Raw genomic sequence first — 12,245 nt, forward strand, 5'->3', positions numbered from 1 at the left:
TTTGTCAAACAAGTATAAATGCACCACACCATTAAAAGAATAGCAATAACAGAAAGTAGGTGTCAGACAAATGGTGATCCAATGGTTCCCAGGGCATATGGCCAAAGCGAGGCGGGAAGTAACGGAGAAACTCAAGCTGATCGACATTGTATACGAACTGGTCGACGCCAGAATTCCGATGTCTTCAAGAAACCCGATGATTGAAGAGATTTTAAAAAACAAACCGAGGATCATGCTGCTCAACAAGGCGGATAAAGCGGACTCCTCCGTGACGAAGGCTTGGAAGCAGCACTTTGAAAAAGACGGGATTCCTTCTCTCGCCATCAACTCGGTCAACGGACAGGGGCTCAATCAAATTCTTCCCGCTTCAAAAGAGCTGCTGAAAGAAAAGTTTGATAAAATGAAAGCAAAAGGTGTAAAGCCGCGCGCGATCAGAGCGTTGATCGTCGGCATTCCGAACGTCGGCAAATCGACTTTAATCAACCGGCTGGCGAAAAAAAACATCGCCAAAACGGGCGACAGACCCGGGATCACAACGGCGCAGCAGTGGGTGAAGGTGGGAAAAGAGCTCGAGCTTCTCGATACCCCGGGGATTTTATGGCCGAAGTTTGAGGACGAGCTTGTCGGGCTGAGGCTTGCGGCAACAGGTGCAATTAAAGATTCGATTATCAACTTGCAGGATGTCGCCGTCTACGGTTTGCGCTTTTTGGAAGAGAATTACCCTGAGCGCTTAAAAAAGCGCTATGATCTGGAAGAGATTCCAGAAGAGATTGCAGCGCTTTTTGATGAGATCGGAAAAAAACGCGGCTGTCTCATGGCCGGAGGCGAGATCAATTACGACAAGACGACAGAAGTCATCATCCGCGATATCCGCACCGAAAAGTTCGGTCCGCTTTCTTTTGAAAAGCCGGAGGATATGTAAAAAGGCGCGCTTTTAAAAGAGCGGGCCTTTATTTTTGCAGGAGATGCGCCGATAAGAACATTAGGGGAGAAGAGAAAGTGAAAACATTAACCGTCAAAGAAATTAAAGAACATCTTCAATCGGTGAGTGATGAAAAAGACCCTTTTATAGAGCAGTGCAAAAATGATGGGCGAAAAAGCGTCCAAGCGCTTGTCGACGCCTGGCTGAAGAAAAATGAAAGGCTTTCGGCCATGCAGGAAGAGTGGCAGGTGATGACGTCTTTCGAACGGTCGCTGAGAGCGCGGGGCTATCAATATATCGCCGGAATCGACGAGGCGGGCAGAGGGCCTCTCGCAGGGCCTGTTGTTGCCGCCGCTGTCATCCTCAAAGAAGACTGTGAAATATTAGGGCTGACAGATTCGAAAAAACTGTCAAAGCAAAAAAGAGAAGACTATTATTCATACATTATGGAAGAAGCCGCAGCAGTCGGCGTCGGGATCGCTGACGCTGATGAGATCGATGAGCTGAATATTTATGAAGCCTCGAAAGCGGCGATGCTGAAAGCGGTCCAAGCGCTGGACGTCGCTCCGGATTATCTTCTAATCGACGCCATGTCGCTTGCAGTCGATACAGAGCAGTCATCGATCATTAAAGGGGATGCAAAAAGCGCATCGATAGCGGCAGGCGCATGCATCGCAAAAGTGACGAGAGACAGGCTGATGGATGAATACGCCGCAAAGTATCCTCTCTACGGCTTTGAAAAGCATAAAGGCTACGGAACAAAAGAGCATCTGCATGCCCTTGCCAAATACGGCCCGTCGCCGATACACCGAAGATCGTTCGCCCCTGTTAAAGCACATGAATAACGTTCTGGAGGAAGAATGACTTTGATGATGCTGAACGATGTACATAACAGCTTAAGAAAACAATTTGAACAAGCTGATCCTCTCCAGCGGATCAGCGGAACGGAGACGGATCAGAAAAGGCTGATGCTCGGCAAAGTGCTCCGCTTTATCAGCGAGCAGTTCGCCGAAATACAAATCGGCAATACGAAATGGCAGGGGAAGCTTGAGGCACCCCTGAAAGCGGGCGCTCATTACTGGTTTTCGTATGAAAAGAAGCCTGATGAAGCGACAGGCCGCCTTCAGGTCGTTGAAGCGTTTGACAAAAACCCGAAGACAGTGCAGGATGCCGCTTTTAAGCTGTTGAACGGGCTTTCTCTGAAGCGGACGAAGGAAGCTGTCTTTCTGGTCGGAGCGTTGCTGAAGGAGCAGCAGCCGATCAGGGAAAACGATTTAAGAGCCGCCATCAAGTGGCTTGAAAATCTGCCGAAGTCTGACGCCCAAAAAGGCGCCGATGCCGTCATGTTCGCTCTTAAACGCGAACTTCCCGTCCATCCCGGCGTGCTCGATTCGATTTTGGCCGTCAAAAACCCCGTACCGCTGAACGAGCAGATTGCCAAAACATTTGATATGATCACGAACGCCACTCAGCAATCCGCAGGCATGGAAAAGCTGAAGCAGGCGCTTTTGCCTGTTTTACAAGCGGAGACCGAGGTGCATGCCGAAAGGCTGATTCAAAAGCTTGCAGAACACGTCAGGTCGCTAGAAAAAGGAGAACTGCAGGGCGTTCAGCCATTAAAGCCGCAGGTTCAGTCAGAAATCGGGAATCCTTTGCAAAAAGCTGACGCCGGCGGCACCCAAGGACAAGAAGCAAAAGCTGTTCAGCAGCAGCCGCAAAACGCAGAAATCGCGGCAGCTAAAGACCTGCTCAATAAATTGGCGGCACAAGCCGAAACGAACGGGACGCATATTGTAAAAGAAGCGGCAGGCGTCATCAGAGCGCTTGAATCGAGCGGATCTCTAGGACAAGCTCCGGCCGTTCCGGGCGGATTCACGCCAAAAGAGACGGAATTATTGCAGCATATCATGAAAGAAACAGCGCCTGCATTAACGAATAAAGCCGATGTATTTTCCGTTCTCCTCAAGATCAAGGACCTTTTAGGCGTCAGAGATGAACTCTCATTGTTGAGAGCGATGGAAAACGGCGCTGTTCTCAAAGATCAGGGCCTTCAATCTTTAAAGCTCGTGCTGAATGAAATGAGGCATGCTTCCGATCTTCCCGCTCCTGTAAAACAGGAAGCTGATCAAATCTTTCATCGTTTAAACGGACAGCTGTTTTTGCAAAATGATCAGCCTGCCCAGAGCCAGCTTTTTCTGTCGTACCCTTTGTTTTCAAAGAACGGCGTTCAGGATTTGACCGTTTTCTTAAAAGGGCAGAAAAAGGACGACGGAAAGATCGACCCTTCCCAGTGCCGCCTTATGTTTTACCTTCAGTTGGAGGCCTTGGAAGAGACGGTGATCGATTGTTTAATCCAGCAAAACGTCATGACGGTTACAATTGAAACAGGATTCGACTTGGAGCCTTTGCTTGAACCGCTGGTCCCCGCTTTAAAGGAAAATCTGAAAGAACTGGGCTACAGCTTGTCAGGCGTCACAGCAAAAAAACGGGAAAACATGAAGCTTGCTCCTTTTCTGGACGCCCGCTTTGAACAAATTACAGAGAGCGCAGTGGATGTGAAAATATGAAGGAAGAATCTGTTCCATTAAGAAGAGCTGTTGCGCTTCACTACGATGAAATGAAGGATAAGGCGCCGAAGGTGGTTGCCAAAGGATCGGGATACACGGCGGAGAAGATCATTGAAGAGGCGCAGAAAGCCGGCGTTCCGATTCAGGAAGATGCGACGCTTGTCGAATTAATGCGCCACTTGGAGCTTGACGATCACATTCCTGAAGCGCTTTACGAAATCGTCGCCGAGATCTTTTCATTCGTCTATACGCTTGATGAAAAAATGAAAAAGAGGGAATGACTTTTGGAAAAAAGCCGTTTCCTCTATTAATTTTATATTTTTAATAAAATAAAAGTGTGAATGTTTAGAAGGATTTTACGATTTCTCATCGAAACCTAGACAATCGATCTATGATTATATAAAATGAAAGCGCAGTCTATTTTTATTTTTGCTACATAAGTTAGGAGGATGGGAAATGAATATCCATGAGTACCAAGGGAAAGAAGTACTCAGACAATACGGAGTGGCTGTTCCGGAAGGTAAAGTGGCATTTACAGCAGATGAAGCGGTCAAAGCAGCGGAAGCGCTGTCCAGCTCGGTTTATGTCGTGAAAGCTCAAATTCACGCCGGCGGACGCGGTAAAGCTGGCGGGGTTAAAATTGCAAAATCAAAAGAAGAAGTCAAAGCCTATGCGGATGAATTGTTGGGGAAGACGCTTGTCACTCACCAGACGGGTCCTGACGGCCAGCAAATAAAACGCTTACTTATTGAAGAAGGCTGCGATATCAAAAAAGAATACTATGTCGGTCTGGTTCTTGACAGGGCGACTTCACGCATCGTGCTGATGGCATCCGAAGAAGGCGGCACGGAAATTGAAGAAGTCGCTGAAAAAACGCCGGAAAAAATCGTCAAAGAAGTGATCGATCCGGCTGTCGGACTGCAGGGTTACCAGGCGAGAAAAATCGCCTTTGCCATCAATATCCCGAAAGAGCTTGTCGGCCAGGCTGTTAAGTTTATGATGGGATTGTACAAGGCGTTTACTGAAAAAGACTGTTCCATTGCTGAAATCAATCCGCTCGTCGTCACAGGTGACGGAAAAGTCATGGCCCTTGACGCCAAGCTGAACTTTGACAGCAATGCGCTATACAGACAAAAAGACATCTTGGAGTACAGAGATCTCGATGAAGAAGATCCGAAGGAAATCGAAGCATCCAAGTATGATTTAAGCTATATTTCGCTCGATGGAAACATCGGCTGCATGGTCAACGGAGCGGGGCTTGCGATGTCGACCATGGACATTATCAAGCACTACGGAGGGGAACCGGCCAACTTCCTTGACGTTGGAGGCGGCGCGACAGCTGAAAAGGTAACGGAAGCGTTCAAGATCATTTTGTCTGATCAAAACGTCAAAGGGATCTTTGTCAATATTTTCGGCGGTATCATGAAATGCGACGTCATTGCAGAAGGTGTTGTTGAAGCGACGAAACAAGTCGGTCTGACATTGCCGCTTGTCGTTCGCCTTGAAGGCACCAATGTCGATCTCGGCAAGAAGATCCTCGATGATTCAGGACTCAATATTACGTCTGCGGAATCAATGGCTGACGGCGCGCAGAAAATCGTATCCTTAGTGAAGTAAGAAAGGCAGGGGACCAAAATGAGTGTATTTATTAATAAAGACACAAAAGTCATTGTTCAGGGGATAACGGGTTCAACCGCTTTGTTTCACACAAAGCAGATGCTTGAATACGGAACGAAAATTGTCGGCGGAGTCACACCAGGCAAAGGCGGAACAGAGGTTGAAGGGGTGCCTGTGTTCAACACGGTCGAAGAGGCTGTAAAGCAGACCGGGGCAAATGCGTCTGTCATTTACGTTCCTGCGGCTTTTGCAGCCGATGCGATTATGGAAGCGACAGATGCTGAGCTTGATCTTGTCATCTGTATTACTGAGCACATTCCGGTGCTGGATATGGTAAAAGTTAAAAGGTATATGGAAGACAAGAAAACAAGGCTCATCGGTCCGAACTGTCCAGGAGTCATTACGCCTGAGGAGTGTAAAATCGGGATCATGCCCGGATATATCCATAAAAAAGGCCATGTCGGCGTTGTGTCGCGTTCAGGAACCCTTACATATGAAGCGGTTCATCAGCTTTCAGAAGCAGGAGTCGGCCAGTCAACGGCAGTGGGCATCGGCGGAGACCCTGTCAACGGGACAAACTTCATCGATGTGCTGAAGGCGTTTAATGAAGATCCTGATACACATGCGGTAATCATGATCGGCGAAATCGGCGGAACAGCTGAAGAGGAAGCGGCCGAATGGGTGAAAGCCAACATGACCAAACCTGTCGTCGGTTTCATCGGAGGAAAAACAGCGCCTCCTGGCAAACGTATGGGGCATGCCGGCGCCATCATTTCCGGAGGAAAAGGAACAGCGGACGAAAAGGTCAAAACAATGAACGCCTGCGGAATCGAAGTGGCTGAAACGCCTTCTGTTATGGGAGAAACATTGATTAAAGTGCTGAAGGAAAAAGGTCTTTACGAAACGTGTAAAACACACTGATCTTAACATGAGCAGGAATAGTCCGATTGGTCTATTCCTGCTTTTTCATAACTGGTTAAAGCGTTTAGTACTTTCAGATTGTTTTGTTTTAAAAATGTTTGGAGGTTTTTGAATGAACGACAGCAGCGAGCTTTTGATATTGCTCCGCCTTCGCGGCACACTCTCCCCTTCTCTGCTGACCAAGTGGTGGAAGCAGGATCCTTCCTTGTCTCTTACGGGCGAAAAAAACCATCTTTTAACGAAGCTTTCATTAAAAAGATCAGACTTGTGCTCCATACGAAAACTGGCGGAACAAGAACTGTCTAATGTTAAACGGCTCATCCGTTCTTACGAAGCGGCTGGAGTCCGCATGGCCGCCATATGTTCCCCCGATTATCCAGCCAGCCTGAAAACCATTCATGACCCGCCTCCCGTCCTTTTTTTAAAAGGAGATGTTAAACTTCTCAATGAACAAAGACTGATCGGAATCGTCGGAACCCGCAGCCCGTCATTATACGGAAAAAGAGCAGCGGTTCACCTTGTCAGGGAGCTTTGCAAAAAAAGCTGGACGATCGTCAGCGGCCTTGCAAAAGGAATTGACGGTCTTGCCCATCAGGAGAGCATCTGTTCAAAGGGAAGGACAATCGGCGTCATCGCGGGCGGATTCAATAGCATATATCCCCGTGAACACCGCCAGCTCGCCGGTCAAATGGCCGAAAACCACCTGCTGGTATCAGAGCACCCTCCCCACGTTAAACCTCAAAAATGGCACTTTCCGATGCGAAATCGGCTGATCAGCGGATTAACGGAAGGAATCGTTGTCGTCCAGGGAAAGGAAAAGAGCGGGTCGCTCATCACAGCATATCAAGCCCTTGAGCAGGGGCGGGAGGTGTTCGCCGTGCCTGGTCCGATCTTTGACGCCAACTCTTGCGGTCCTTCAAGGCTGATCCAAGAAGGGGCGAAACTCGTATTGAATATTGAAGATATTTTGAGCGAACTGCCGCCTTCACGCACTCAATATCCGGAACCTGTTTAGAATTATCGTTTGACAAACTGTATTGTAATATTTAATAATAGTGAGGATTTCAAGTTTAAACGCTTTAATCGGCGTTCAACATATAGAAGGATTAAATCAGACACTTTTCGTAAAAATAATGATTATATAAACGACGATTATGCTGAATACAATAAAAAGGCTAAATTGAAAAGAGAGAGAACACCTCTTGAGGGGGATAATGTTATGTCCGAATACTTAGTCATCGTGGAATCGCCTGCAAAGGCAAAAACGATTGAGCGATACTTAGGAAAAAAATATAAAGTGAAAGCTTCGATGGGACACGTCAGAGACTTGCCGAAAAGCCAGATGGGCGTTGACATCGAGCAGAACTTTGAACCAAAATACATCACGATCCGCGGGAAAGGCCCCGTGTTAAAAGAATTAAAAACGGCCGCCAAAAAGGCAAAAAAAGTCTATCTCGCAGCCGACCCCGACAGGGAAGGGGAAGCGATCGCGTGGCATTTGGCACACAGCCTTGATCTGGATCTGAATTCCGACTGCCGCGTCGTATTTAATGAGATTACAAAAGATGCGATCAAAGATTCATTTAAGCATCCGCGCATGATCAATATGGATCTTGTCGACGCCCAGCAGGCGAGAAGAATTCTGGACCGCCTTGTAGGGTACAAAATCAGCCCGATTTTATGGAAAAAAGTAAAAAAAGGCTTGAGTGCGGGACGTGTCCAATCTGTTGCACTCCGCCTTATCATTGACAGAGAAAAAGAAATCAACGATTTTAAACCTGAAGAATATTGGACCATTGAAGGGTCTTTTCTCAAAGGCAAAGAAACATTTGAAGCGAGTTTCTTCGGAATAAACGGCGAAAAGCACCAGCTGAAAAGCGAAGAAGATGTAAAACAAATCCTCTCCCAGATCAAAGGGAACAAATTTGAGGTTAAAAAGGTTACGAAAAAAGAACGGAAGCGGAACCCTGCGCTCCCGTTTACAACATCGACGCTTCAGCAGGAAGCGGCGCGTAAATTAAATTTCCGGGCAAAGAAAACGATGATGATCGCCCAGCAGCTTTATGAAGGAATCGATCTCGGCAAAGAAGGAACTGTCGGGTTAATCACTTATATGAGAACGGATTCAACACGCATCTCGAATACAGCTCAAGAAGAAGCGGCATCATTCATCGGCGAACAGTACGGAAAAGAATTTTTGGGGAGCAAGCGAAAACCTGCCAAAAAGAATGAAAACGCCCAGGATGCCCACGAAGCGATCAGGCCGACCTCGGTGCTCAGAAAGCCTTCCGATCTGAAGGCGGTATTGGGAAGAGACCAGCTTCGACTATACAAGCTGATCTGGGAGCGCTTTGTCGCAAGCCAGATGGCTCCGGCGACACTCGATACGATGAGCGTCGATCTTGAAAACAACGGGTTGACATTTCGGGCGAACGGCAGTAAAGTCAAGTTTTCAGGTTTCATGAAGGTGTACGTTGAAGGAAAAGACGATCAGATGGAAGAGAAGAATAAGATGCTTCCGGATCTCGCTGAAGGCGACACCGTTCTTTCAAAAGATATCGAACCCGAACAGCACTTCACACAGCCGCCTCCGCGCTATACGGAAGCAAGGCTGGTCAAAACGCTTGAAGAGCTGGGAATCGGCCGTCCGTCGACTTACGCGCCGACGCTTGACACAATTCAAAAGCGCGGGTATGTCGCCCTTGATAACAAACGCTTTATCCCGACTGAACTCGGTCAAATCGTGCTTGACTTGATCATGGAGTTTTTCCCTGAGATCATTAATGTTGAGTTCACCGCCAAAATGGAAAAAGAGCTTGATGACGTTGAAGACGGAAACATTCAATGGGTGCAGATCATCGATTCCTTTTACAAGGACTTTGAAAAACGCGTTGAAAAGGCGGAAGCCGAGATGCAGGAAGTGGAAATCGAACCGGAGTATGCGGGTGTGGACTGTGAAGAGTGCGGCCACCCGATGGTCTATAAAATGGGCCGCTACGGCAAATTTATGGCCTGCTCCAATTTTCCGGACTGCCGCAACACCAAGCCGATTGTAAAAGAGATCGGGGTCAAATGCCCTTCATGCAAAACCGGCAACATCGTCGAGCGCAAATCGAAAAAACGCCGTATTTTTTACGGCTGTGACCGCTATCCTGAATGCGAATTCGTATCATGGGATAAACCGCTTGAACGGAAATGTCCGAAATGTGAGGACATGCTTGTCGAGAAAAAGCTCAAAAAAGGCGTTCAAGTGCAGTGCGTGAATTGCGATTATAAGGAAGAACAACAAAAGTAGCGGTGAGCAGGGCTTTGCTCACCTTCTTTGTTGTGTTAAAAGATGAAGTCAACTCATAAATTAGGAGATGTGAATATGAATCAAACAGTAAATGTCATCGGTGCAGGACTTGCCGGAAGCGAAGCTGCATGGCAGCTTGCCAAGCGAGGTATCAATGTCCGTTTATACGAAATGAGGCCTGTTAAACAAACGCCGGCACACCATACAGATAAATTCGCAGAACTTGTCTGCAGCAACTCGCTTCGGGCGAATTCATTAACGAACGCTGTCGGTGTATTAAAGGAAGAAATGCGGGTTCTTGACTCGGCCATCATCGCTGCTGCTGACGAATGTTCTGTTCCTGCCGGCGGTGCGCTTGCCGTAGACAGGCATGAATTTGCCGAAAACGTTACCGAAAAAGTAAAGAATCATCCGAATGTGACTGTGCTCAATGAAGAAGTCACGGAAATACCGGAAGGACCGACTATTATTGCAACAGGACCGCTGACGTCAGAATCGCTTTCCGCGAAGCTCCGGGAGCTGACAGGAGAGGACTATCTGTACTTTTATGACGCCGCTGCGCCGATAGTTGAGAAAGACAGCCTTGACATGGATAAAGTCTATTTGAAATCCCGCTATGACAAAGGGGAGGCAGCGTATTTGAACTGTCCGATGACTGAAGAAGAGTTTGACAGATTTTATGACGCCCTTGTGTCTGCGGAAACTGTTCCATTGAAAGAATTTGAAAAGGAAATCTTCTTTGAAGGCTGCATGCCGATTGAAGTCATGGCGAAGCGCGGCAAAAAAACGATGCTGTTCGGCCCGATGAAGCCTGTCGGCCTTGAAGATCCCAAAACAGGAAAGCGTCCATACGCCGTTGTGCAGCTGCGCCAAGATGATGCAGCCGGCACGCTTTACAATATCGTCGGTTTTCAGACCCACCTCAAATGGGGCGACCAAAAGGAAGTGCTCCGCCTCATTCCGGGATTGGAACAAGCTGAAATCGTCCGCTACGGCGTAATGCACAGAAATACGTTCATCAACTCGCCGAGTCTTTTAAAAGCGACCTACCAGTTTAAAAAACGGGACGATCTGTTTTTCGCCGGCCAAATGACAGGTGTTGAAGGGTATGTTGAATCAGCGGCTTCAGGCCTTGTTGCCGGAATAAATGCGGCTCGGCTCATTCAGGGAAAAGAACCGGTCACTTTTTCAAATGAAACAGCGATCGGCAGCATGGCCCATTACATCACGGAAACAAACAAGAAAAACTTCCAGCCGATGAATGCGAACTTCGGTCTGTTCAAGGAATTGGGGGTTAAAATTAAAAACAAGCAGGAACGAAATGAACAGTATGCTTCGCGGGCATTGGAGACAATTCAAAATATTTCGAAAACGCTATAGTTATTCATTGCCAGATGAACTTGTTATGTGATAACATTTAAAAGCCCTTTTCGAAGAGGTGTAATGATGGCAAATGTTAAGAATTTTTTAACTTTATTCATTGAATATTTACAAATAGAAAAGAATTATTCAAAATATACAATTGTGGGTTACATTTCTTCTATTGAAGACTTTGAACGCTTTTTACAAGTTCAGGGCATAAAAGGTTTTGAAGACGTGACTTATCCGGATGTGAGAATTTTCTTGACGGAAGCGCATGAAAAAGGGCTTACTCGCAGGACGATCAGCAAGAAAATTTCGGCTCTGCGAAGCTTCTATAAATTTTTATTAAGGGAAAAGATGGTAAAAGAAAACCCGTTTCTGCTTGTCAGTCTTCCGAAACAGGATAAACGGATTCCAAAATTTTTATATGAAAAAGAACTTGAAGAACTGTTTGAGGTTTCGGACTTGAGTACACCGCTCGGCCAAAGGAATCAGGCGCTCTTGGAACTTCTTTACGCAACAGGCATGCGGGTAAGCGAACTTTGCAGCCTGAAGGAATCCGATTTGGATCTGTTTTTAGATACGGTTTTGGTTCACGGGAAAGGCAGGAAGCAAAGGTATATTCCATTTGGTTCATTCGCCCGGGAGGCTTTGGATCTGTATTTGCAAAATGGAAGACGCATCCTGCTGTTAAAAGGGAAAGAGCCCTGCCCTTTTATTTTTTTGAATCAAAGGGGCGGGCCCTTAACCCCGAGGGGGGTTCGTTACATTTTGGGAGAACTGGTCAAGAAGACTTCGGGTACATTACATATACATCCGCATATGCTCCGCCATACTTTTGCCACCCATTTGTTAAATGAGGGTGCGGATCTCAGGAGCGTTCAGGAACTGCTTGGGCATTCAAACCTTTCTTCAACCCAGGTGTATACGCATGTATCTAAAGATATGCTCAGAAAGACATATATGTCTCATCACCCTCGGGCACATAAAGGGAAATAAAGGAGGTTCTTTTATGTCATCTTTTCACGCAACGACGATATTCGCCGTCCAGCACAACGGAAAAAGCGCGATGGCGGGAGACGGCCAGGTTACGTTCGGTCAGGCTGTCGTCATGAAGCATACCGCTAGAAAGGTAAGAAAGCTCTTCAACGGGAAAGTCATTGCCGGCTTTGCCGGTTCTGTTGCGGACGCTTTCACTCTCTTTGAAATGTTTGAAGCGAAGCTTGAAGAGTACAACGGCAATTTACAGCGTGCGGCAGTCGAGCTTGCAAAAGAGTGGCGAAGCGATAAAGTCCTCAGAAAGCTTGAGGCGATGCTGATCGTCATGAACGCTGACAGCATGCTGCTCGTTTCCGGAACAGGCGAGGTGATTGAACCTGACGACGGCATTTTGGCGATCGGCTCAGGCGGAAACTATGCCCTGGCAGCCGGAAGGGCGTTGAAACGTCATGCAGGCGGCCAGCTTGACGCAAGAGCGATTGCGAGGGCCTCACTTGAAACCGCGGGCGAAATCTGTGTGTATACGAACGATCAGATCATTGTAGAAGAACTTGAATAGAAA

11 protein-coding genes are annotated in these 12,245 nt (G+C 47.2%); all 11 read left to right on the forward strand.

All coding sequences use genetic code 11. The annotated features are described in order from the left end of the window. Positions 1-70: 70 nt before the first annotated feature. The 11 genes from ylqF (at position 71) to hslV (ending at position 12,242) form a co-directional block, all read left to right on the forward strand. A complete protein-coding gene (gene ylqF, locus MKZ04_RS04145; RefSeq protein ID WP_020451374.1) occupies positions 71-922 on the forward strand; it encodes a ribosome biogenesis GTPase YlqF in 852 nt (283 codons plus the stop codon). A 77-nt stretch (positions 923-999) separates the two neighbouring features. After that, the gene (locus tag MKZ04_RS04150; RefSeq protein WP_146875248.1) at positions 1,000-1,767 is read left to right on the forward strand and encodes a ribonuclease HII; all 768 of its coding nucleotides are present in this window, start codon (positions 1,000-1,002) and stop codon (positions 1,765-1,767) included. Between the two features lie 24 nt (positions 1,768-1,791). Then, the gene (locus MKZ04_RS04155) at positions 1,792-3,489 is read left to right on the forward strand and encodes a hypothetical protein (RefSeq protein ID WP_035400131.1); all 1,698 of its coding nucleotides are present in this window, start codon (positions 1,792-1,794) and stop codon (positions 3,487-3,489) included. Then, the gene (locus MKZ04_RS04160) at positions 3,486-3,770 is read left to right on the forward strand and encodes a FlhB-like flagellar biosynthesis protein (RefSeq protein WP_025811381.1); all 285 of its coding nucleotides are present in this window, start codon (positions 3,486-3,488) and stop codon (positions 3,768-3,770) included. The genes MKZ04_RS04155 and MKZ04_RS04160 overlap by 4 nt, the downstream gene beginning before the upstream one ends. 175 nt (positions 3,771-3,945) lie before the next feature. Then, positions 3,946-5,106, forward strand: a complete 1,161-nt coding sequence (gene sucC / locus MKZ04_RS04165) for an ADP-forming succinate--CoA ligase subunit beta (RefSeq protein ID WP_026579739.1) — start codon at positions 3,946-3,948, stop codon at positions 5,104-5,106. A gap of 18 nt (positions 5,107-5,124) precedes the next feature. Next, positions 5,125-6,027 (forward strand): succinate--CoA ligase subunit alpha, encoded by a 903-nt coding sequence (gene sucD / locus MKZ04_RS04170; protein ID WP_020451379.1) that lies wholly within the window; start codon positions 5,125-5,127, stop codon positions 6,025-6,027. A gap of 112 nt (positions 6,028-6,139) precedes the next feature. After that, positions 6,140-7,042, forward strand: a complete 903-nt coding sequence (dprA, locus tag MKZ04_RS04175; protein ID WP_145645633.1) for a DNA-processing protein DprA — start codon at positions 6,140-6,142, stop codon at positions 7,040-7,042. Positions 7,043-7,246: 204 nt separating this feature from the next. Then, positions 7,247-9,322, forward strand: coding sequence for a type I DNA topoisomerase (topA, locus tag MKZ04_RS04180; protein ID WP_020451381.1), 2,076 nt, complete (start codon positions 7,247-7,249; stop codon positions 9,320-9,322). A 75-nt stretch (positions 9,323-9,397) separates the two neighbouring features. Continuing rightward, positions 9,398-10,702: an FADH(2)-oxidizing methylenetetrahydrofolate--tRNA-(uracil(54)-C(5))-methyltransferase TrmFO gene (trmFO, locus tag MKZ04_RS04185; RefSeq protein ID WP_025811382.1), complete on the forward strand. Its 1,305-nt coding sequence runs from the start codon at positions 9,398-9,400 to the stop codon at positions 10,700-10,702. A 66-nt stretch (positions 10,703-10,768) separates the two neighbouring features. Further along, positions 10,769-11,683: a tyrosine recombinase XerC gene (gene xerC, locus MKZ04_RS04190; protein ID WP_025811383.1), complete on the forward strand. Its 915-nt coding sequence runs from the start codon at positions 10,769-10,771 to the stop codon at positions 11,681-11,683. A gap of 13 nt (positions 11,684-11,696) precedes the next feature. Continuing rightward, on the forward strand, positions 11,697-12,242 hold the full coding sequence (hslV, locus tag MKZ04_RS04195) for an ATP-dependent protease subunit HslV (protein WP_020451384.1): 546 nt from the start codon (positions 11,697-11,699) through the stop codon (positions 12,240-12,242). Positions 12,243-12,245: the final 3 nt, after the last annotated feature.

It is taken from the genome of Bacillus sp. FSL W7-1354 (genome assembly GCF_038002405.1).
GTDB lineage: Bacteria > Bacillota > Bacilli > Bacillales > Bacillaceae > Bacillus > Bacillus paralicheniformis.

What these genes read in the sequence shown, in the direction of transcription:
- ylqF (WP_020451374.1), top strand. Translation starts at nt 71, where the DNA reads ATGGTGATCCAATGGTTCCCAGGGCATATGGCCAAAGCGAGGCGGGAA.
- MKZ04_RS04155 (WP_035400131.1), top strand. Translation starts at nt 1,792, where the DNA reads ATGATGCTGAACGATGTACATAACAGCTTAAGAAAACAATTTGAACAA.
- MKZ04_RS04160 (WP_025811381.1), top strand. Translation starts at nt 3,486, where the DNA reads ATGAAGGAAGAATCTGTTCCATTAAGAAGAGCTGTTGCGCTTCACTAC.
- sucC (WP_026579739.1), top strand. Translation starts at nt 3,946, where the DNA reads ATGAATATCCATGAGTACCAAGGGAAAGAAGTACTCAGACAATACGGA.
- sucD (WP_020451379.1), top strand. Translation starts at nt 5,125, where the DNA reads ATGAGTGTATTTATTAATAAAGACACAAAAGTCATTGTTCAGGGGATA.
- dprA (WP_145645633.1), top strand. Translation starts at nt 6,140, where the DNA reads ATGAACGACAGCAGCGAGCTTTTGATATTGCTCCGCCTTCGCGGCACA.
- topA (WP_020451381.1), top strand. Translation starts at nt 7,247, where the DNA reads ATGTCCGAATACTTAGTCATCGTGGAATCGCCTGCAAAGGCAAAAACG.
- trmFO (WP_025811382.1), top strand. Translation starts at nt 9,398, where the DNA reads ATGAATCAAACAGTAAATGTCATCGGTGCAGGACTTGCCGGAAGCGAA.
- xerC (WP_025811383.1), top strand. Translation starts at nt 10,769, where the DNA reads ATGGCAAATGTTAAGAATTTTTTAACTTTATTCATTGAATATTTACAA.
- hslV (WP_020451384.1), top strand. Translation starts at nt 11,697, where the DNA reads ATGTCATCTTTTCACGCAACGACGATATTCGCCGTCCAGCACAACGGA.